This is a genomic window from Polynucleobacter acidiphobus, assembly GCF_003065385.1.
Classification (GTDB): Bacteria; Pseudomonadota; Gammaproteobacteria; order Burkholderiales; family Burkholderiaceae; genus Polynucleobacter; species Polynucleobacter acidiphobus.
Window position 1 is genome coordinate 810,339 of the sequence record NZ_CP023277.1, and the last position, 19,446, is coordinate 829,784.

Sequence of the window (19,446 nt, forward strand, 5' to 3'; positions counted from 1 at the left end):
GCATGAGCTATTCCTACGAATGCTCGGTTTGTGGGAACGCCCGTCCCGTCACTGGCGAATGCCCATTTTGTAATACCGCGATTGCACCGCTTGCACACTCCGACACGGATGTCATTAACCTAGAGCTGGATAGCCCCACGAGCGATGAAGCCCTTGATCAACTAACGCATTACATTCGGGCTGCCAGTGAAGCGCAAATTCGGGCCTTGGTTGTAATTCATGGGTATGGCTCGAGTGGGAAGGGTGGCAATATTCGCAAAAAGGTTCGTGAAGCCTTAGAGCATAATTATTTTGCTGATCGTGTGAGCGAGTATTATCACGGTGAAGATCTTCGGCATCAATCGGACTTGTATCGGGACGTAATTAAACGCCGACCTGGTTTAAAGAAGCACTTCAAATTGTTTAAAGAGGGTAATGCCGGAATGACCTTATTAATGATGCACTCACAGTCCTAAGAGCGATGCCTAACTATTGGTCCACCAGCGGTTTTGATACATTGAAAGTGAATGCGGATCACCATCTGGTGGTGACCGATGACTTTCTTAGAACCTATCTTGCTCGCCCGGAGCTGAGTCTCATTCCACAGTCGTGCGCTCAAGAACGAGCGGTCCATGAGCGTCTATTGAATTCACCACGCGAAGAAATTAGCCAAGCTGAGATTCAGAAAATCGCCGATCACGACGTGCAGGCTAACTATGAAATTTGGTTTCGCTACCGAGCTAAATTATTAGCTGCAAGCTCTCTTGAGCACTTTTACATGAGTCTGTTCCAAGGGAAGGGCGTGGACGTACCGCCTTTATTTGTGAGTCAGCTCACTCAAATTTTCCTTCGGCATATATTGAGTGAGAACCCAGACCCTTACGAACTGAGGATGGCAGAGTTCTTCTTTCGCACCCAAAAGGTCAGCATTCTAGAAGGCGGTGTTTTGATGGCGGCTGATCACGAAACGATCGAGCGAAATGCACAGGCTTCTGACTTTGGAAATATTGTTGATCTTTTGAAGAATCAATCATTGGCTGCTCGCACGATCGACTTGGATGTATTGCACCCCGATAACGCCAAGTCTTATTGGGGTCGTGATGAGTTCTATGATTTTGCAGTCCAGCTCAATTTCGATCAACCAGCATTGCCTGCCTTAGCGCGTCTTCTAGAAAAATGGATCAAGCATTTTTTAGGGATCGATACAGCGATTACCCCGTTGAAGGAGATCGCCGACTCCAAATGGGTTTGGCATGTTGGCTTAGATGCTGCTGCGACCGAGATTCTGAACGGTTTGTACCAAGAGCAGAGTCTTGATGAAAGCGTTCTTAACCGCATAATTTGCCTCTTTAAGCTCGAATTCAAGGACCTGAGCCCAGTGCTTAGCCAGGTTCGAGGCAAGCCCGTGTATTTGGGTCTGGCAATGAACGATCAATCCCAGATCAAGCTCAAGCCCCAGAACCTCTTATTTAACCTTCCCTTAAGCCCTGTTTCTTAAGCACTTTTTTCTATTCCGTCTGTTGCAATGCAATAAGATTTAGGGTATACTATTAGGTATAAACCCTTAGGAGAAGAAAATGACTACAACGACTATCAAACCCACCTTGGCTGGTGGCTCAATTGGAATTACCACCGGATCAAACTCTGGTATCTTGGCAGCAATCCTTAAAACCTTGCGCATGCTTGGCAAGGCTTGGGAAGAGTCCAGAGTGGAATATAAAAAACGTGCCATTTTAGGTGGCGGTTGGGAATAATTGAAACCTGTCCGTATTGACTTTGTATCCGATATCGCCTGTCCCTGGTGTGCTGTAGGCTTGGCATCCCTAGAACAGGCGCTAAAGGAAGTCGGAAGCGAAGTCAGTGCGGAGATTCAGTTTCAACCCTTTGAATTAAACCCTCAAATGCCCCCAGGCGGGCAAGATGTCTTTGAACATCTCACCGAGAAGTACGGCACGACCATTACTCAGGTTAAGGCCAATCAAGAGAAAATCTATCAGCGTGCTGCTGAACTAGGATTTCCATTTCATCCCGAAGGTCGCAAGCGGGTCTACAACACTTTCAATGCCCATCGTCTATTACATTGGGCCATGGTGGAATTCGATCTCGATGCGCAACATCGTCTCAAAAAAGAGCTACTAAAGAGTTACTTCACCTTAGCAGTTGATATGGATCAGCATGATCGGTTACTAGAAGCGGTTGAGCGTGCGCAGTTGCCAATCGAGCGCGCTCGAGAAGTTCTCGTCTCTGAGGAATTCGCCAAGGATGTGAAAGACCAAGAGCAAAAATACCATCAGCTCGGCGTGCACTCGGTACCCTCGATTATTCTTAACAATCAATTCATTATTCAGGGTGCACAATCCCCAGAGCTCTTTGCGGAAGCCCTGCGTGATTGTGCCAATGGCGTGATCTAAATCCCAGCACTTCTAATGAATACAATGACAGTATTCATTTTGGAGGGTATCTCATGATTCACGGAATTCAAATTAACCCACGGCACGAGCCTGCCGAGTTGGGCATTCATGCGCTGCGCGGTATGCCATCCACCGTGATAAGCGATATGTTGGGACGCACCCTGGTTGCCAAGGATATTCTGCCGATTCATCGCGCACCAATGACTGTCTGCGGCAATGCCTTCACTATCAAAGTACACACTGCAGATAACCTCATGGTTCACAAAGCATTGCAAATGGTACGCCCAGGGGATGTGATGGTGATTGACGCTGAGGGTGATACGGGTTGTGCAGTTATTGGTGAGATCCTGATGCGGGTTGCCAAAAGTCGGGGTGTAGTGGGTATCGTGGTTGATGGTGCTGTGCGTGATGTGGATGGCTTTGAAGATCAGGCATTTCCATGCTGGGCACGCGGCATTAGTTTGCGTGGTCCCCTAAAGGATGGACCAGGGGCAATCAATGTGCCGGTCTCTATCGGTGGGATGATTGTGAACCCTGGAGACATTATCTTGGGTGATCGCGATGGCGTGATTGCCGTTCCTCCAGCTCTCGCTGCAGAAGCAGCCCGTCTTGGTCAAGAAAAGATTAAACAAGAACAAGAGATTCTCAAAACGATCGAAGCCGGCACTTATGCAGCCCCATGGGTGGATGAGCTGCTCATCAAAAAAGGGGTCAAGCTCTAATCACAGAGTGATCACGCACCGATTAGCAATCCCTGCTTGGTTTAAAACCTGAGAACCATTTAAACCAGCTATCTCAAGTACGCAAACCGCTGCAGCAACTTGTGCTCCGGTTTTCTGAACAAGTCGCGCAGCTGCAGCGATGGTGCCACCCGTTGCCAAGACGTCATCAACGATTAGCACTGTAGCGCCGGGCTGCAAAATATGTTTACTGATCTCAAGAGTATCTGAACCGTACTCCAGGCCATAAGACTCTTGATGGATATCGGGCGGTAATTTGTTGGGCTTGCGCACCATCACAAATCCCTTATGAAGATGAGTGGCAAGTGCGGAAGCAAAAATAAAGCCGCGGGACTCAATACCCAAAATATAGTCAAAGGAGTACTCGGCACTCAGCCGACCAAGCGATTGAATTGTGTGGGCAAAGGCATCTGCATCGGCTAGTAGGGGTGCAATGTCCCGAAATACGATCCCAGGCTTTGGAAAGTCCAAAATACCGGGCAAGTAATCTTCAAGCTTCATCCGTTTAGAATCCAATCATGACTATTGAACATCCCATCTTACTAGTAGTTGCGCTCAAAAATGAACTCGAGGCCATTACCATACCCAAAAACATTGCAGTGGCATACACCGGAATTGGCAAAATCAATGCGGCTACCATTACTCAAAGTGCGATTATTCATTATCAACCGAGCTTGATCATTAACTTTGGAACTGCTGGGGGGCTTAATCCCAAGCTCAGCGAGTTGGTGACGATCGGACGGGTGATTCAGCGTGATATGAATGCGCAGCCTCTGGCACCCCGTGGTATCACCCCGTTTTGCACTAAACCCGCCGAGTATGTATCTGAGTCGGGCAAGTACACCTGTGGCACCGGAGATAGCTTTGTCACCAGCACGGACCCTTGGTTGAATGAGCAGAAGGTCGATGTGGTGGATATGGAGTTATTTGCTATTGCAGCAATCGCCCATCAGCATCAAATACCCTGGCGCTCGTACAAATTTATTAGTGATGCTGCTGACGATCAGGCGGGTGAGCAGTGGCACGAGAAAATCAATCATGGGGAAGAGCTATTCCTGGAAGAGCTCAAGCAGCTACTTTCATGATGACGCTTATGCTCAATCGACTGACCATCCTACTAACAGCAGGTCTATTTCTTCATGGGAATGGATGGGCAAGCGAAGAAACCGCCAAGAATCCCAAAGCGATTCTCGTCAAGCCAATTCCGATGGAAAGCGCAAAGACCATCATTGGTCAAGACTTTCGTTACCCCAGTGGAACGCCCCAGATTCAGGCCTTTGAGATTGAGATTCCTCCAGGTCAGCGAACCACATTGCATCGCCATGCCATACCACTCTTTGCCTATATTGCTAGTGGTGACCTAGAGCTTGATTACGGTAGCAGGGGCAAAAAGATTGTGCGATCTGGCACCTCGTTTGTGGAAGCCATCAACTGGTGCCACTTCGGTAAGCCCATGGGTAATCAGTCCGTTAGAATCATTGCTGTTTATCTTGGACAAAAAAATCCAGACCTCGCGATTTCAGAAGACTGTACTAAACCCGATTAGGACGATTCATGAGCACATCATTTGTTATTCCAGCCCCAGTTATTCCATCTTTGCCCGTTGTGGGTGATAGCAAGCGCTTCCCCGTCAATCGTATCTACTGCGTTGGCCGTAATTACGCCGATCACGCCCGTGAGATGGGGCATGACCCCGACCGTGAGCCACCATTCTTTTTCATGAAACCCGCGACCGCGATTGTGACCGATGGTCAAGCCATGTCCTATCCTGCATTATCAAAGGACGTGCATCATGAGCTAGAGATGGTGGTTGCATTAGGTAAGGGCGGTGCTAATATTCCTGTGGATCAAGCTTTGGATCATGTGTGGGGTTATGGGTTGGGGCTTGATATGACCCGTCGGGATTTGCAAGGGGAGGCCAAAAAAATGGGACGTCCTTGGGATACCGGCAAAGCCTTTGATCAATCTGCACCATGCTCAGCCTTGGTACCAGTAAGCCAATGCGGCCACTTATCCAAGGGCCGTATTTATCTCACGGTGAACGGACAAGTAAAGCAAGACGGTGATCTTGCCATGATGATCTGGAATGTGCCGGAGACTATCGCTTATCTATCCACACTCTTTACCTTAATGCCGGGCGATTTGATCTTCTCAGGAACGCCTGCAGGAGTCGCCGCGGTCCAACGCGGTGATGTATTGGAAGGCCATGTAGATGGCTTACCGACTCTCCAAACCAAAATTGTGTAAGGCTTTAGAGCTCAGACTGGTTCTCGAGCGCAAATAATTTGAGGGTATCAAAATCTACATGGTCAAGTGCATTGATGTGGGTACTTTCTAATTTAAGGAGTGGTGCACAGCCATTCGCTAGAGCCTCTTGCCAGCGAGTAATGCACAAACACCATTGATCACCCGCTTTGAGCCCCGGAAAGTTCCACTCCGGTCTTGGGGTAATCAGATCATTGCCCCGCTGATGACTAAATTCCAGAAATTCATCGGTCATAATTGCGCATACCAAATGCAAACCAACATCCTCGTCATTGGTCTTGCAGCAACCATCCCGAAAAAAACCTGTAAGCGGATCAAATGAGCAGGGCACAAGCGGCTCACCAAAAACATTACGTACAATCTCAGGCATTTGTTCTCCTTACTTGCCTTGCCAATTTGGAGGACGACCACTTAAAAATGCCGTCACACCCTCTTTGAAGTCTGCACTACCGTACACCTCGGTAATTAAATCATCGCAATTCGGTAATGAATGTCCGATCACGCGCGCCATGATGAGTTTGGATGCCTTTTGAGTAATTGGTGCTAAGGCAGCCAATTGCTTCGCCAAATCCATACTCATCCGATCAAGATCCTCTGATTCACCAGTTTGGTAAAGAAACCCCTGTGCCAGAAGCTCTTGCGCCGAGATTAACTCAGCAAGTAAGAGCATGCGTTTTGTGATTGCGACCCCGAGATGAGCCGTTAACCAGGCGATATTGCTCGGCGAGAGGGTATTGCCAAGTGTGCGTGCAATTGGTACTCCAAATTTTGCAGTTGGAGTTGCTATCCGAAAATCACATAAGGCCGCGATCGCCAAACCACCTCCAACCGCGAGTCCGTCGACCACCGCAATCGTTGGCATTGGTAGTTGTTGGAGGGGCCCTAAGTAGTGATCGATCATGCGCTCGTAGTGAACCCCATCGGCACCGCCTTGAAAGGATTGAAACTGGGTAATATCACTACCCGAGACAAAAGACTTACCCCCAATCCCTCGCAAAATAGCGACTCGCACAGAAGGATTTTGTGCAAGCTCTAAACAAATCGTGCGCAATTGCTCATACATCGCCTGCGTCATCGCATTGCGCGCTTGGGGATGATCAAAAAAGAGATGCGCGATCGAGTCCTTGATCTCGCAATACACCCGAGCATTGATTGCATCACTCATGCAGCAAATGCACCCTGTGCGCGTAGTGATTCAATTTGAGCCGAGGTAAATCCAGCTTGCTCTAAAACCTCTTGGGTATGCTCGCCCAATAGGGGAGGATGACGACGAATTTGCTGCGGGGTGCCTTGCATCTTGACCGCAAAGCCGATGTTCGGAACTTTGCCCTCCAGCGGATGATCAATCTCAATCTTCATTTGGCGATGCTTACCATGCTCGCTCGCAAATGCCTGCGGATAATCTAAGATGGGCCCAGCCGGAATTCCTTCAGTCAACATCAGATCAATCCACTCACTTGCATCTTTATTAGCAAAGGATTTCTCAAGCTCAGTAATTAATGCTTCGCGATGACCGAGTCGACCAGCAATCGTTTGGTAATCAGGGTTCTCTAAAAGATCTGGGCGAGCTAGGATCTCGCAGAGTTTTTGCCAAAGCTTGTTATTGGTGGCGCCCATTACGAAGTAACCATCTTTTGCCTTCACGGCCTGATAAGGCGCGGTCATGCGGTTAGCCGTACCCAATGCGACGGGTGGTTGACCGGTGCCCCAGTATTCTGAGGTATCCCAAATCGAGAACGCCAGTGCTGAATCAAATAAAGATGCGTCAATGTATTGACCCTGACCCGTGTTCTTGGCGCCAATGTATGCTGACAGAGCTGCATAAACCGCAAAGAGGGCGCAGCCAATATCGGCAACCGGAACACCGGCTTTAACGGGTTTGCCATCGCCATGCCCGGTCACACTCATTACCCCTGACATCGCTTGAGCCATTAAATCAAAACCAGGACGCTCTGCCCAGGGACCGCTTTGACCAAAACCCGAGATGCTGACATACACAAGCGCAGGATTAATCTTGCGCATCACCTCGTAACCAACACCCAGTCGTTTCATGACCCCGGGGCGATAGTTCTCCACCAAGATGTCGGCATCTTTGGCCAACTCAAACAAAATTTCTTTCCCAGCATCGGACTTCAGATTAATCGCGATACTACGCTTATTGCGATTCATGTTCAAAAAGCCCATGCTATCTGGGCCTTTCATCTTAAAACCCATGGCGCCACGGGTTTGGTCACCCGAACCTGGTGGTTCGACTTTGATGACATCAGCGCCCATATCGGCGAGCAACATACAGCAGTAGGGGCCTGCCATGACTTGACTCACATCAAGAACCTTAACACCAGCGAGGGGTAAGGGGCGGTTGGTTTGGGATGTAGAAGAATTCATCATGGCATTCTAAACACAAAACCATTTTTTGTTTGTGCACATCACTCTATTAAAATAACTGGCATGTACATGTTTTTACCTTTCGCGATCGCATTACTAGCCGCCATTCTCATTTGGTTTGAAAAGCGCGTGCTTGGATTGCTGTTAGCATTTGCTAGCGCCGTGATCACGGTAGCATGGTTCTTGCATCATGCCTCCGATAAACTAAATATCAGCTTATGAGTAAGTTCACCTTACCATCACTCAGTGGCTTAGGGAACATTGTTCTCCTCATGGTCATCAATTTGGTGCTTACTCTGGCATTCTTGGATCAGTTCATCAATCATGATCTGCCATGCCCACTTTGCATCTTACAGCGCATGGGCTTTACCTTAATTGGACTGATGTTCTTACTCAATATCCGTTCAGGTGCGCAGCCGGCGCATTATGGATTCGCCATTTTGTTTGCGATCTTAGGTTTGTCAGTCTCTTTGCGCCAAGTCTTGTTACATGTTGCTCCAGGTGATCTGGGTTATGGTGATACCTTCTTTCATCTGCATTTTTACACCTGGGCCTTTGTTGGATTTGTCTCCTTGATGATCAGCATCGCAATCCTATTAATTATTCCGGATCGCGGCACCCGCAGCCGGCATTGGTTTGCTCAGTTTGTCTGTTTGTGGTTCATTCTTTTATTGTTAGGTAATGTGATCTCTACCTTATCAATTTGTGGTTTCGGTGCTTGTGCAGATAACCCCTTGCACTATGACGGTATCGAGCAACTGCGTCAGTGGATTGCTAAGTAATCTCCTTTGAAACGACTCATTCTCATTTGTGCACTTGCCTTTGGACTACTTGCGCCAGCGCAAGCCGAACGCGTCTGGCCACGCGAGACCGTCCGTATCGTGGTTAGCTTTCCTCCAGGCGGAGCGCCTGATACCCTTGCGCGAGTCCTTGCGGAGGATTGGCAAAAAGCTCTAAACGTTCCCATCCTCGTCGAGAATCGTCCTGGCCATGGCGGCAATATTGGAGCTGATCTGGTAGCTAAGAGTGTGCCTGATGGCTATACCTTGCTAATTGGTACCGTGGGGATTCATGCGATTAATGGCGCCCTTTATGAAAAACTCTCCTATGACCCTGTGGCTGATTTCACCCCAATTAGTTTCTTGGCCAGCACCCCAAATGTACTAATTGTGAGTAAGCAACTTGGCGTGCAGTCACTCAAGGACCTGATTGCCCTAGCCAAAGCAAAACCGAATGAACTGACTTTTGGATCATCGGGTACAGGAACCTCGATTCATATGTCTGGAGAGCTCTTTAAAGAGATGGCAGGCGTACAGATTCGGCATATTCCGTATAAGGGCAGAGCGCAATCCTTGCCCGATCTGGTAAGCGGCCGCATTTCCATGCTCTTTGATAATTTAGCATCCGCATTACCCTTAATCAAAGCCAATGAAGTGGTTGCGCTAGGAGTCACCACACTCAAGCGTTCTCCGTCCGCCCCGGAGATCCCAACACTCAATGAACAGGGGCTCAAAGGGTTTGAAGCAATATCCTGGTTCTCTCTGATGGGCCCAGCCAAATTATCTCGCGATATTCAGATGCGGCTTAACCAATTGACCCAGCAAACCCTAGCTAAGCCAGAGGTGAGAGCGCGATTGATGAACGGTGGACTCGAGCCAAACCCGGGCAGTCCCGAGGAGCTAGCTCGTTATATCCAACTGGAATCCAATAAATGGCGCAAAATTGTTCAGCAATCGGGAGCAAAGGCAGAATAATGTCTGCCAAACCTACTCCAGAAGCGTTAAATACACAGAAAGATCAACCGGAGCACTCCATGCGACTTCAGGCCTTTAAAACAATTGTTATTAGCAGCATTGGCATCGCTGCACTTACGGCTTGCGTATCCGCACCCACTGGCCCCACGATTACCATCATGCCGCGCGAGGGAAAATCGTTTGAGGAGTTTAAGAAAGATGATGAGGAGTGCCGTGCCTTTGCAGCCCAATCCGTTAAGGAGGGCAATACTGCAGCCTTAAAAGAGGGAGCCATCAGTGCTGCCACGGGCGCAGCCATTGGAGCTGCGGCAGGAGCCCTGTATCAGGGTGGAAGCAGTACCAATGTCGGAACTGGTGCAGCGATTGGCATGGTTGGGGGTGCCGCAGTTGGGGCTATGGGAGCCTCCAGCAAAGAAACGCAGGCCCAAACCCAATACAACACCGCGTATCAACAGTGCATGTACACCAAAGGTAATCAGGTACCTGGATTTAAACCCGTTAATGATTACAAATTGATTAAATAAATAAACAAGTACTTTACGAAGCTATTTTTTTAGATAGAGGAGTATCACTAGATATATCACTAAGCCAGTAATTAAATAACGTTCTATTTTGTTCATCTACCAAGCTAGGACAAGATGGGGATGGTTCGTGAACTACCATCTTCATAGTTAAATTGAATTTCGTATGGACCGACTATTTTTGCTTCCTTCAATTCCTTTTGCCCCCAGAGCAATTTAATCTCTAGCCCTAGCTCTTTATCCTCAACCAATACATATTTATTCGCATGATCGATATGTGTGATCGAAAAATGATTTGACCGAGGAAGTAATTGATCTAGCATATATATTTATAAACTTCATAAGTTTATAGAAAATATATACATAACGGGGAATACGGATTTTCACCTCTTGACAACTAATCTCGGGGGGGGGGGGATTGAAAGCTATCGAGTGATTAGCTCAAAAGCGATTAAACTATTAGAAGGAAATAAAGAAAGTCTTCCATTACAAATACTACTTGTGGGGACAAGAATATGGACGTCTTAGCCAATTACTTTGAGTTCGCAAGTAGTCGGGACAAAATACATGCCAAGTACAAGGTCACTCACCGCGAGTGCATTATCTTGCGCATGATTGCTAGCGCGTTTCATGAGGGACGCACGCTCACTGTGTCGGATGTGATTCAGATGAAGTCGATTGCCTCGCCAGCCACATCGCATGCCGCTCTTAAATCCCTGGTTGCAAAGAAGTTGATTGAGAACGTATCTTGCACCAAGGATGCGCGCGTCAAGAAATTAATTCCAACGGAGAAAGCCATCAAGCTCTACAAAGAGCTAGGCATGCTACTGGTCAAAACAAAATAGGCTTAGACCGTCACCGGTGGGTTGGTCTTTTTGTAGTGTGCTGCAGTCTTTCTAAAAATCCACAGAAGTAGTGCGGCGGCAATGGCCAGGCTCACACTATTAGCAATCCAAAACCCATTAACCCCTTGTAAGATCTGGGGTGTATTGCCCAGCACATTGAAGCCCAATAGGTAGCCGCCTCCAAGGCCCACACACCACAGTGATCCTGCATAGACCAACATGGGCAAAAACGAGATGCGATACGCGCGCAAGATAAATGCCGCAACCACTTGAACCGAGTCAACTAATTGATAGAAGCAAATAAATAAGAAGAGGGGTGCAGCTAATAATTTGACATCCGGTGTTGGGTCGTAGAGATCAAGCAACTGAAACCGAAACACCCACACAAATAGTCCAATCACAATGCATAGGCTACTGGTGAAGATCACTGACGACCAACCAATTTCTTCAGCGCGTTGCTGTCGACCGGCACCAATCGACTGGGAGACCAAGGTCATGGTCGCAATCGAGAGTGCCAGCGGCACCATATAAATCACCGTACCTAGATTAGCAACGATTTGATGGCCTGCAAGCGTAGTTGTGCCAAAGCGCGCAATGAACAAAGACATGAAGGTAAACGAGGTCACCTCGATAAAGTAACTTAGGCCAATCGGCGCACCTAGGCGTAAGAGAGTCCAGATCCGATGCCAGTTGGGCCAACTAAATTGTGCAAAGAGTTGAAACGGCTTATAAAAACGACCTGAGAGCACAATGATGAGGGTTGCAAAAAACCAAAGCCAGTTAATAATTACCGTAGCGACCGCGCAGCCCGGCCCCCCCATTGCGACGATGCCGAAGCCACCATAAATAAATAAAGCATTGAGTGGAAACTTGAGACCCAAGCCCACCAATTGCACAATCGTAATAATGCCCGGCCTCGAAACTGCATTATGAAAGGACATTAAAACCCGCATCCCCATGCTGGCTGGTAAACCCAGGGCCAAGATCTCTAGATAGAGACGTGCCTTGCTCTCGAGATCGTGTTCAACCTGTGAGATTCCGAGTAAGAGATCGGCATTCAAAAGGATTAGCGTGCCGACCACGGTTAAACCTACTGCAAGCCAACCCGCCTGACGAACCTCTTCACCAATCTCGCCATACCGTTTAGCACCAAATAACTGCCCCGCAATTGGGGTGAGCGCAGCAATCACCCCCGTGAGCCCAACATAAATGCTGATGTAGATCGCTGAGGCCATCGCCAGAGCTGCCAGATCCTCAGACGAGTAGCGCGCCGTCATGGCGGTATCCAACACACCAAAGGCAATCACCGCTAACTGGCCTACCAATAGTGGACCGGCTAATTTCAGGAGTTCAGGAACATCGTCTCGTAAGCGCGAGACCCGAAAAAATGTCATGCGTGGTCTTACTCGGGGATTACTTCATATAAGCGCAAACGCTCATCGCGATCGGCAGCGCGTCGATCTTCCCAAAGCAGTTTGAGCTTCTTGTCATGCAGTGCGGAGAATGCCGTTGCCGTGCTGGCATTGTGGGTCAGTACATAAGGACAGGCAGGATTATCGGCCAACGGTAAGCGTGTGAAATAACTAAACGATGCTAATTGCGCTGCCCCTAGATTGCTGGTATCGATACAAGTAGCATTGGCTGGCGCAGCTTGTACAAGTCGCTCAGCAACAAACCGATAGGTCTTGGCGTAGTTGATGGTGGGTAACCACAGGGTCATGAGTAGCACCCACATGAGTGTCGTACCAGATGCCGAGATAATCAAGCAGCGCCAAATGACCTTGGGAGCGCGTGAGGTACGCCACTGCACCACCCAGAGCCAAAGACCGGTAATACCAAGCGCGATGAGGAGGGTGACCCAACTAAACTGAACCTCAAAACCCGGAATGTAGCGCGCAACATTATCAGCAGTGCTGGCAGGAAAGCCTGTGGTCTTGGCAAACCAAATCAGCCAAATGGCAACCGCAATGATCGTAAAACTCAGCATTGCAAACCAGTCAATAAAACTAATGACACTGCGTCGCAAAATGGGAAGGCTAAAGGCAGCTAAGATGGCCATTGGTGGAATGAGGATGATCAAATCATGTTCATTGGCATCCACCCGAAATAACACATAGATAAGCCCAGCTAGCAGTAAGCCCAAGGGTATACATAAATGGGGCGCACGCCACGCACCGGCATCCTCATGACGCACCCAATGAACAAGGGCCACTAGTGCCAAGGGCCAGACTGGCCATGCGTACGCCCAAAAGTTGACTCCCATAAATTGCAAGGAGTTCCAAGCAATATAGCGATGCATGGGTGGTGTTTGTGCCCACGCTTGGAGTGCGGATTCTTGTACTGCTGGAGAAACGGCAAAGACTTGCCATAAGAGTGGCCAAATACCAATCCCCACAATGGCAATGACCAGCGAACTCAGTGTCCACCGAAATCGTAGTTTTACCTGACAGAAGAAAACAGCTAGTGCGGTTGCGATCGCAATCAATGCAGTCAAAGCCCAGTTACTGGAGAGACCCAAAATGACCAATCCGAGGCCAGTCCATGCGCCACCTTGCCAAGGTTTATCAAGGCCACGGATGGTGCCATACATCACAATCGAGAGACCCATGAGTTGTGCCATCATCGGCGTGGTCTCATGGGTACGCTGGGCCAGACCCACGCATGCTAAGAATATTAGTAGCGCTCCATCAGCTAAGGTCATCCCGTAATCACGGGTATTGGGTTGGCCACCGAGTGCAAAACTCATGGGTTGTACTTCTTTGCGACGCCCCAATAAATAACAGGCATACCAAATGGCAATTGCGGTCACGAAGAAGCACAGTGCTGAGTAAAGACGTGCTGCATTACTATCACCAATCCATGAACCAAACAAATCCATGAAGCTCGCACCCAACCAGTAGGGCAATGGCGCCCCCATGGATTGCTCACGTCCAGCGAGAGAGGGGATTAGCCAATCGTGCCAAGAGCTGGTATGCAGATGCCACATCACACCAAACCCAATTGAGTCTTCGTTTTTCCAGGGATCACGACCAAAAAGACCGGCCAAGCCGTAGACGATTGTGAGTGCAAAGATCACAATCCGGGGAATGGATGCTGTGGCAGCGGCAGTCAGTTTGACCATACTAGTTCATCGTATCCCTGAATACTACCTTGATCCACATTCCCAGAAATAACAAAGGCAGCGTTTGCTGCCTTCGGTAATACAAACCACCTGCGGTGATTACTTCGCTTTCTTGCTAGCCACTTTCTTTGCAGCAGGCTCTGCTTTCTTGGCTTCTGCGGCAGCGGCACGCTTCTCAGCAGTCTTGGCAGCACCATCACCAGTTGCCTTGGCAGCGGCTTTGCCACCAAACTTCTGACGGAACTTCTCAACACGACCAGCGGTGTCAATAATTTTCTGGGTACCTGTAAAGAAGGGATGCGACTCCGAGGAGGTCTCGATCTTTGCTAGGGGATACTCTTGACCGTCTTCCCACTTAATCGTCTCTTTGGTGATGATGGTGGAGCGGGTCTTGAAGCTGAAGTTGTTGGAAACGTCTACGAACACAACTTCGCGGTAATCGGGGTGAATGCCTTGTTTCATAATCAATATCCTTGGAACGGGTAGCCGTTGTGCGTCACGCGTGATCCCACAATACTTGCCCAGGGTTTAATCCAGCAAAAGTGAGATTATGCCACAAAATCAATGCTTAAGCTCCAATGGCTAGCCGCCTCGGCGCATCAGCTCAAAGAACTCAGCATTATTCTTGGTGGACTTGAGTTTGTCGACGATGAAGTTCATGGCCTCGATCTCATCCATATCGGCCAGAAGCTTACGTAAGACCCAGATTTTCTGAAGGTTTTCGGGCTTGACGAGGAGTTCCTCGCGACGGGTGCCTGACTTATTGAGGTTAATAGCGGGGTAGACACGGCGCTCGGCTAAGCGACGCTCTAAATGCACTTCCATATTGCCAGTCCCCTTAAACTCTTCATAGATCAAATCGTCCATGCGGCTACCGGTTTCAATCAGTGCGGTTGCCAAAATGGTGAGCGATCCACCTTCTTCGATATTGCGAGCGGCACCAAAGAAACGCTTAGGGCGTTGTAAGGCATTGGCGTCAACACCACCAGAGAGCACTTTGCCTGAGGAGGGTACCACTGTGTTGTACGCACGGGCTAGACGCGTAATCGAGTCCAACAAAATAATCACATCTTTTTTCATTTCCACCAGACGCTTAGCTTTCTCAATCACCATTTCAGCAACCTGAACGTGACGAACGGCTGGCTCATCAAAGGTGGAAGCAACGACCTCGCCACGGACCGAGCGCTGCATCTCAGTGACCTCTTCAGGACGCTCATCGACCAAGAGAACAATCAAGATCGCATCGGGATAATTTTGGGAGATCGCATGAGCCACGTGCTGCATCATCACGGTCTTACCTGACTTGGGGGATGCCACGATCAGGCCGCGCTGACCAAAACCAATCGGCGAGATCATATCGATAATGCGACCAGTAAGATTCTCTTCAGCCTTGATATCGCGCTCGAGGGCGATATTGCGATTGGGGTGAAGCGGTGTGAGGTTCTCAAACATGATGCGATTTTTAAGATCCTCAGGGGCCATGCCATTGATCTTGTCAACCTTCACCAAAGCAAAGTAACGCTCACCTTCCTTGGGGGTGCGCACTTCACCTTCAATGCTGTCACCGGTGTGTAAGTTAAAACGACGGATCTGCGCAGGGGAGATGTAAATATCATCGGGAGACGCCATATAGGATGACTCGGGGGAGCGCAAGAATCCAAAACCATCGGGCAATACCTCTAAGACGCCATCGCCAAAAACTTGCTCGCCGGCCTTGGCGCGCTTTTTCAGAATGGCAAACATCAGTTCTTGTTTACGCATCCGTTGGGTATTTTCAATCTCGAGGCTGGCTGCCATTTCGAGGAGTTGAGAGACGTGGAGTACTTTGAGTTCAGTTAATTGCATGATGTGTGCTTAGGATGAAACAAGAAAAGAAAAAATAAGATGAACGTGGAGGGTGCCGATCAGGCGAGAAAAACGATCAACGGAAAGAAACGTTACGGTGAATTAGTCGTTTGAAATTGGGATTAAATTTGGAAAGGGCCTAAGGAAGACCGTTATTGAGACTAGATACTACACTAAAAAATGGCAAAACACGTAATTTTTGCTACCCATCTTCGTTAGGCTGGGTCTAGCTCGAATTGTGAGCCTGACTCCAGCCATACTAAAACCACTTCAATTACAGATTGCTATCAATGAATGCCGTGAGTTGGGATTTGGCGAGAGCGCCGACTTTTTGAGCTGCGACCGTGCCATTTTTGAACAAAATTAGTGTCGGAATCCCCCGAATATTGAACTGGGCTGGAACGCCTTGGTTCTCGTCCACGTTCATCTTAGCAATTTGGATGCGATCGCCGTATTCGGTCGAGAGCTCTTCCAAAATGGGCCCAATTATCTTGCAAGGACCGCACCACTCGGCCCAAAAGTCGAGGAGAACGGGTTTGTCAGACTTGAGAACATCTTGTTCAAACGATGCATCACTAACTTGTTTAATGCCGGCACTCATGAAAATTCCTTATGGTTTAAATGGATGGAATAACTCATTAAACGGCCATTCCAAACCCTATATTATCAATAAGCCACGATTCATGCCAAAACCTTGCTCCCGCCCTCAGTGAACCCGTTGTTATGCAAACGTATTCGATCACTCCGAACCAAGATGCGTTAACGCAAATCGCTTTGCAAATCTGGGCAATTGCAGCGGCAAGCGATGCGCGCCCCTTGGTGATTTTGCCCACCGCTGGACCCAATCATAGTTTGCGCTTGGCGTTGGAGAGCACCCGTTCCTCAAATACCTTGCTATTACCCGAGGTGCATAGTTTGACCGATTGGCTCGCACTGGCTCCTCATGCATTCCGTCTACCGCAGCCACAGTCAAACACGGAGCGAGTCTTGCAAACCTATGCTTCGATTGAGACCTATCCTAATCTGCGTGCTTGGTTTATTGCCGAAGGGGAAGGGGGCGCCTGGAGTTTGGCCAATGCCATTGTTAGTGCCTGTGATCTACTATCGCAAAGCGTTGTTCCCCAACTAGCCTGGAATATGGATCATTTGGATCTCGCACAAGGGATTGAGCAGGTGCAAATCAAGCTAAGCCAAGCCATTACAGACGCTTATCCACGATTAGCCCAAGAGCTTGTAAGCAAAGAATCTGCAGTTCTCTTGGCATTCTGGCGTTATCTCAGCTCAGAACGCGATCCCGTCATCACGCGGCACCTCGCATTGGCGTCGCATCTACAGCAATGGAAGATCAGCCCAGAGACGCGCCGACCGTTCATCTGGATTGAGACGATTGAAGAGAATGACGCGCAAACACGCGCTCATCAGGCGTTTCTTGATCATTGTGAGGCGTTCATCCCCGTGCACCGATTTGTGATGGATTGGACTGAGGTCGGTCTATGGCCTGAAACCATGGAGGGTGATGCATCACTCGATGAGCAATTGCACATCAATCGGGCTGCGCTGAATAAAAAACAGATCACCTGCCAAAATGCAAAACGGTTTGAAGATCTTGCTTGGGAGGCAACGCATTGCATTGAAGGGCATCTTCATGCAGGGCGTACGCAGATCGCTCTGGTGGCACAAGACCGATTATTGGCCCGCCGCACGCGTGCTTTATTGGCACGCCTTGGTCCTGGTTTATCCATCGAAGACGAAACGGGCTGGAAACTCTCGACCACGCGCGCAGCCGCAGCGCTGCATGCTTGGCTTGAGTTGTTACGTTGTCCACCACAGGGGCCGAGCGCGATCACCTTACTGGAGTTCCTCAAAAACCCATTTCTCGATCTCAGTGGATTACTGAATGTCAGCCCAGACGAGATTGCATTGCTCATCAGTGAACTCGAGAGTATCTTGTTGCTCAAGCAGGCGAGAGCCTCATGGGTCAGTTTCTATTTGGCAATCGAAGCGGGAGCGAGCCCCGAGTTTGATCCACGCTTGCATCGTCTGTTGCAGTCCATTCGAGAGCGAGTGAGGGTTTGGCAGAACCCTGAGATGCAAAATCTGCCGTGTGCGAAAGCCCTTGCACAACTGCACGATGATTTGTCCTATTTTGGAATGCGCCATCAATTTGAGCAAGACGCCGCTGGCTTGCAGTTACTCACCATGCTCGACAAACTCGGTTTAGAGCAAGGTCAGCTTCCAACGCTACGCATGCCCCTAGCCGAATGGATTATCTTTTTAAAGACCCGAATGGAAGAAGAGGTGTACCGCGAGCAGGGAAGTGATGCCTCGGCACGCGTGACCATCTTGCCGCTCAGTGCGACCCGATTGCGCCGCTTTGATGCCGTGGTCATGGTTGGTTGCGATGAGCGTCAACTGCCGAGTTATGGCGAGACCCCATTATTTTTCTCAGAGAGTCTTAGTCAGACCCTGGGTGGCACCGATATTGCGAGGCAATACCGTCAACAGGCGAGGGATCTTTCACAACTCTTTGCTTCCTACACCCACATTGATCTTTTGTGGCAAAGTGAGGGCGCCAGTGGCGAGCCCCTGCGTGCATCGCCTTGGATTGTGCGCTTACAAGAGCATCATCCGCAACTTGCAGGCCGCGAGTCTAGTCGCTTTGCACGATCAGTATTAGGTAGACCGATGACTATGGCGCAAGCAAGCCGACTTGATGGTCTACCCATGCCAACGCGCATGAGCCCGAGTGCGTATCGGGCACTGCGGGCCTGCCCCTATCAGTACTATGTGCGCAGTCTTTTAGGTCTTCGCAAACGCAAGGACCTTGACGACGAGCTCGATGCATCGGTGATTGGTCAAACCCTGCATCAGATACTGCGTAATTTTTTTCAGGAACTTAAAAGCACCGAGGCTCGCGATGCCCAGATCATCGATGATTTGGAGTTTCGTAAAGCGTGGATGATCACGCACCTGATGAGCGCCTCTGAACAAGGCTTTAGTCGATTGCTAGAGGGTGATCAGCGGGTCTTAGGGCATTTGCGAGATTGGCAAAAACAAATCCCCAGTTTTGTGGAATGGCAGCTAGAACGGGAGTCACAGGGTTGGCACTTTCATGATGCCGAACGCAAACTTGGCTTTGAGTTCAATTTCTCAGACGAGCTTGGGCAATTCCATCAGATTCGGATTGAGGGATACGCTGACCGGATTGATACAAAGCCCAATACCTCATCACTGGCGATCCTGGACTATAAGCATCAAAGCCGTGAGAAGGTGTTGGAGCGCGGTACGCAACTCATGGATGACCCCCAGTTACTGCTGTATGCCAAAGCGTTATCCACACAGGGTCCGATTGATCAATTGGATTGGGTTTCTCTGAAGATGAACCTCAAGAAAAAAGGTGCAGACCAGCGCTCCGTTGGGATCACAGAGATCCCGCTCGCGATGGAACAACTTGATGCGCAGTTGCAAAATGATTTGGGGAGCGTTTGGTCTGGAGGCACTATGCAGGCCTTTGCACCCGAGAGCACCTGCCGCTATTGCGATGCCCGCGGTATTTGCCGTAAAGGAATGTGGTGAGCAC

The 19,446-nt window shown here is 49.2% G+C and carries 23 protein-coding genes; 14 read left to right on the forward strand and 9 right to left on the reverse strand.

Going from position 1 to position 19,446, the window contains the following annotated elements:
* Window positions 1–2: 2 nt before the first annotated feature.
* The 5 genes from AOC32_RS04380 (at window position 3) to AOC32_RS04395 (ending at window position 3,112) form a co-directional block, all read left to right on the forward strand.
* A complete protein-coding gene (locus tag AOC32_RS04380; protein ID WP_108508321.1) occupies window positions 3–455 on the forward strand; it encodes a Smr/MutS family protein in 453 nt (150 codons plus the stop codon).
* Between the two features lie 5 nt (window positions 456–460).
* Window positions 461–1,477: a DUF6352 family protein gene (locus tag AOC32_RS04385; RefSeq protein WP_108508322.1), complete on the forward strand. Its 1,017-nt coding sequence runs from the start codon at window positions 461–463 to the stop codon at window positions 1,475–1,477.
* A 79-nt stretch (window positions 1,478–1,556) separates the two neighbouring features.
* On the forward strand, window positions 1,557–1,733 hold the full coding sequence (locus tag AOC32_RS09750) for a hypothetical protein (RefSeq protein ID WP_159074897.1): 177 nt from the start codon (window positions 1,557–1,559) through the stop codon (window positions 1,731–1,733).
* Window positions 1,734–2,390 carry a DsbA family oxidoreductase gene (locus AOC32_RS04390; protein ID WP_108508323.1) on the forward strand — a complete coding sequence of 219 codons (657 nt, stop codon included), beginning with the start codon at window positions 1,734–1,736 and terminating at the stop codon, window positions 2,388–2,390. It begins immediately after the preceding gene.
* Between the two features lie 53 nt (window positions 2,391–2,443).
* The gene (locus AOC32_RS04395; RefSeq protein ID WP_108508324.1) at window positions 2,444–3,112 is read left to right on the forward strand and encodes an RraA family protein; all 669 of its coding nucleotides are present in this window, start codon (window positions 2,444–2,446) and stop codon (window positions 3,110–3,112) included.
* Here AOC32_RS04395 and AOC32_RS04400 read toward each other — a convergent pair whose 3' ends face one another.
* The gene (locus AOC32_RS04400) at window positions 3,113–3,631 is read right to left on the reverse strand and encodes an adenine phosphoribosyltransferase (protein WP_108508325.1); all 519 of its coding nucleotides are present in this window, start codon (window positions 3,629–3,631) and stop codon (window positions 3,113–3,115) included.
* Between the two features lie 17 nt (window positions 3,632–3,648).
* Between AOC32_RS04400 and AOC32_RS04405 the strand changes: the two genes are divergently transcribed.
* The 3 genes from AOC32_RS04405 to AOC32_RS04415 are packed head-to-tail and all read left to right on the forward strand — an operon-like array spanning window position 3,649 to window position 5,377.
* A complete protein-coding gene (locus AOC32_RS04405; protein WP_108508326.1) occupies window positions 3,649–4,215 on the forward strand; it encodes a 5'-methylthioadenosine/S-adenosylhomocysteine nucleosidase family protein in 567 nt (188 codons plus the stop codon).
* A complete protein-coding gene (locus AOC32_RS04410; RefSeq protein WP_108508327.1) occupies window positions 4,212–4,676 on the forward strand; it encodes a cupin domain-containing protein in 465 nt (154 codons plus the stop codon). Before AOC32_RS04405 ends, AOC32_RS04410 begins: the two co-directional genes overlap by 4 nt.
* 8 nt (window positions 4,677–4,684) lie before the next feature.
* Window positions 4,685–5,377: a fumarylacetoacetate hydrolase family protein gene (locus AOC32_RS04415; RefSeq protein ID WP_108508328.1), complete on the forward strand. Its 693-nt coding sequence runs from the start codon at window positions 4,685–4,687 to the stop codon at window positions 5,375–5,377.
* Window positions 5,378–5,381: 4 nt separating this feature from the next.
* Here the strand turns inward: AOC32_RS04415 and AOC32_RS04420 are convergent, their stop codons facing one another.
* Genes AOC32_RS04420 through AOC32_RS04430 form a run of 3 tightly spaced genes read right to left on the reverse strand, consistent with a single transcriptional unit; the run spans window position 5,382 to window position 7,783 of the window.
* Window positions 5,382–5,765 carry a DUF2237 family protein gene (locus AOC32_RS04420; protein WP_108508329.1) on the reverse strand — a complete coding sequence of 128 codons (384 nt, stop codon included), beginning with the start codon at window positions 5,763–5,765 and terminating at the stop codon, window positions 5,382–5,384.
* A gap of 9 nt (window positions 5,766–5,774) precedes the next feature.
* Window positions 5,775–6,560 (reverse strand): enoyl-CoA hydratase/isomerase family protein, encoded by a 786-nt coding sequence (locus tag AOC32_RS04425; RefSeq protein ID WP_108508330.1) that lies wholly within the window; start codon window positions 6,558–6,560, stop codon window positions 5,775–5,777.
* Entirely contained in the window at window positions 6,557–7,783 is a 1,227-nt protein-coding gene (locus tag AOC32_RS04430) for a CaiB/BaiF CoA transferase family protein (protein WP_108508331.1), read from the reverse strand. The genes AOC32_RS04425 and AOC32_RS04430 overlap by 4 nt, the downstream gene beginning before the upstream one ends.
* A gap of 66 nt (window positions 7,784–7,849) precedes the next feature.
* Here AOC32_RS04430 and AOC32_RS09805 point away from each other — a divergent pair, with 66 nt between their 5' ends.
* From AOC32_RS09805 to AOC32_RS04455, 5 genes are all read left to right on the forward strand, one after another.
* The gene (locus tag AOC32_RS09805; protein WP_199908525.1) at window positions 7,850–8,002 is read left to right on the forward strand and encodes a DUF5993 family protein; all 153 of its coding nucleotides are present in this window, start codon (window positions 7,850–7,852) and stop codon (window positions 8,000–8,002) included.
* Window positions 7,999–8,562 (forward strand): disulfide bond formation protein B, encoded by a 564-nt coding sequence (locus AOC32_RS04435; RefSeq protein WP_108508332.1) that lies wholly within the window; start codon window positions 7,999–8,001, stop codon window positions 8,560–8,562. Before AOC32_RS09805 ends, AOC32_RS04435 begins: the two co-directional genes overlap by 4 nt.
* 6 nt (window positions 8,563–8,568) lie before the next feature.
* Entirely contained in the window at window positions 8,569–9,534 is a 966-nt protein-coding gene (locus tag AOC32_RS04440; RefSeq protein WP_108508333.1) for a Bug family tripartite tricarboxylate transporter substrate binding protein, read from the forward strand.
* Window positions 9,534–10,058 (forward strand): glycine zipper family protein, encoded by a 525-nt coding sequence (locus AOC32_RS04445; RefSeq protein ID WP_108508334.1) that lies wholly within the window; start codon window positions 9,534–9,536, stop codon window positions 10,056–10,058. Before AOC32_RS04440 ends, AOC32_RS04445 begins: the two co-directional genes overlap by 1 nt.
* Window positions 10,059–10,570: 512 nt before the next feature.
* The gene (locus AOC32_RS04455) at window positions 10,571–10,900 is read left to right on the forward strand and encodes a winged helix DNA-binding protein (RefSeq protein WP_108508336.1); all 330 of its coding nucleotides are present in this window, start codon (window positions 10,571–10,573) and stop codon (window positions 10,898–10,900) included.
* Window positions 10,901–10,902: 2 nt separating this feature from the next.
* Here AOC32_RS04455 and AOC32_RS04460 read toward each other — a convergent pair whose 3' ends face one another.
* The 5 genes from AOC32_RS04460 to trxA all read right to left on the reverse strand — a co-directional run bounded on the left by AOC32_RS04460 (window position 10,903) and on the right by trxA (window position 16,467).
* Window positions 10,903–12,294: an MATE family efflux transporter gene (locus AOC32_RS04460; RefSeq protein WP_108508337.1), complete on the reverse strand. Its 1,392-nt coding sequence runs from the start codon at window positions 12,292–12,294 to the stop codon at window positions 10,903–10,905.
* 8 nt (window positions 12,295–12,302) lie between these two features.
* Window positions 12,303–14,021, reverse strand: coding sequence for an ArnT family glycosyltransferase (locus AOC32_RS04465; RefSeq protein ID WP_108508338.1), 1,719 nt, complete (start codon window positions 14,019–14,021; stop codon window positions 12,303–12,305).
* Between the two features lie 99 nt (window positions 14,022–14,120).
* Complete coding sequence (locus AOC32_RS04470; protein ID WP_108508339.1) at window positions 14,121–14,483, reverse strand: type B 50S ribosomal protein L31; 363 nt, start codon at window positions 14,481–14,483, stop codon at window positions 14,121–14,123.
* 120 nt (window positions 14,484–14,603) lie between these two features.
* Window positions 14,604–15,866 carry a transcription termination factor Rho gene (gene rho / locus AOC32_RS04475; protein WP_108508340.1) on the reverse strand — a complete coding sequence of 421 codons (1,263 nt, stop codon included), beginning with the start codon at window positions 15,864–15,866 and terminating at the stop codon, window positions 14,604–14,606.
* A gap of 274 nt (window positions 15,867–16,140) precedes the next feature.
* Window positions 16,141–16,467: a thioredoxin TrxA gene (trxA, locus tag AOC32_RS04480; protein ID WP_108508341.1), complete on the reverse strand. Its 327-nt coding sequence runs from the start codon at window positions 16,465–16,467 to the stop codon at window positions 16,141–16,143.
* 122 nt (window positions 16,468–16,589) lie between these two features.
* Here trxA and AOC32_RS04485 point away from each other — a divergent pair, with 122 nt between their 5' ends.
* Window positions 16,590–19,442, forward strand: coding sequence for a PD-(D/E)XK nuclease family protein (locus AOC32_RS04485; RefSeq protein WP_108508342.1), 2,853 nt, complete (start codon window positions 16,590–16,592; stop codon window positions 19,440–19,442).
* Window positions 19,443–19,446 lie beyond the last annotated feature (4 nt).

Coding starts and splice junctions, on each gene's coding strand:
- AOC32_RS04380 (WP_108508321.1), top strand. CDS start 3: ATGAGCTATTCCTACGAATGCTCGGTTTGTGGGAACGCCCGTCCCGTC.
- AOC32_RS04385 (WP_108508322.1), top strand. CDS start 461: ATGCCTAACTATTGGTCCACCAGCGGTTTTGATACATTGAAAGTGAAT.
- AOC32_RS09750 (WP_159074897.1), top strand. CDS start 1,557: ATGACTACAACGACTATCAAACCCACCTTGGCTGGTGGCTCAATTGGA.
- AOC32_RS04395 (WP_108508324.1), top strand. CDS start 2,444: ATGATTCACGGAATTCAAATTAACCCACGGCACGAGCCTGCCGAGTTG.
- AOC32_RS04400 (WP_108508325.1), bottom strand. CDS start 3,631: ATGAAGCTTGAAGATTACTTGCCCGGTATTTTGGACTTTCCAAAGCCT.
- AOC32_RS04405 (WP_108508326.1), top strand. CDS start 3,649: ATGACTATTGAACATCCCATCTTACTAGTAGTTGCGCTCAAAAATGAA.
- AOC32_RS04410 (WP_108508327.1), top strand. CDS start 4,212: ATGATGACGCTTATGCTCAATCGACTGACCATCCTACTAACAGCAGGT.
- AOC32_RS04415 (WP_108508328.1), top strand. CDS start 4,685: ATGAGCACATCATTTGTTATTCCAGCCCCAGTTATTCCATCTTTGCCC.
- AOC32_RS04420 (WP_108508329.1), bottom strand. CDS start 5,765: ATGCCTGAGATTGTACGTAATGTTTTTGGTGAGCCGCTTGTGCCCTGC.
- AOC32_RS04425 (WP_108508330.1), bottom strand. CDS start 6,560: ATGAGTGATGCAATCAATGCTCGGGTGTATTGCGAGATCAAGGACTCG.
- AOC32_RS04430 (WP_108508331.1), bottom strand. CDS start 7,783: ATGATGAATTCTTCTACATCCCAAACCAACCGCCCCTTACCCCTCGCT.
- AOC32_RS09805 (WP_199908525.1), top strand. CDS start 7,850: ATGTTTTTACCTTTCGCGATCGCATTACTAGCCGCCATTCTCATTTGG.
- AOC32_RS04435 (WP_108508332.1), top strand. CDS start 7,999: ATGAGTAAGTTCACCTTACCATCACTCAGTGGCTTAGGGAACATTGTT.
- AOC32_RS04445 (WP_108508334.1), top strand. CDS start 9,534: ATGTCTGCCAAACCTACTCCAGAAGCGTTAAATACACAGAAAGATCAA.
- AOC32_RS04455 (WP_108508336.1), top strand. CDS start 10,571: ATGGACGTCTTAGCCAATTACTTTGAGTTCGCAAGTAGTCGGGACAAA.
- AOC32_RS04460 (WP_108508337.1), bottom strand. CDS start 12,294: ATGACATTTTTTCGGGTCTCGCGCTTACGAGACGATGTTCCTGAACTC.
- AOC32_RS04465 (WP_108508338.1), bottom strand. CDS start 14,021: ATGGTCAAACTGACTGCCGCTGCCACAGCATCCATTCCCCGGATTGTG.
- AOC32_RS04470 (WP_108508339.1), bottom strand. CDS start 14,483: ATGAAACAAGGCATTCACCCCGATTACCGCGAAGTTGTGTTCGTAGAC.
- rho (WP_108508340.1), bottom strand. CDS start 15,866: ATGCAATTAACTGAACTCAAAGTACTCCACGTCTCTCAACTCCTCGAA.
- trxA (WP_108508341.1), bottom strand. CDS start 16,467: ATGAGTGCCGGCATTAAACAAGTTAGTGATGCATCGTTTGAACAAGAT.
- AOC32_RS04485 (WP_108508342.1), top strand. CDS start 16,590: ATGCAAACGTATTCGATCACTCCGAACCAAGATGCGTTAACGCAAATC.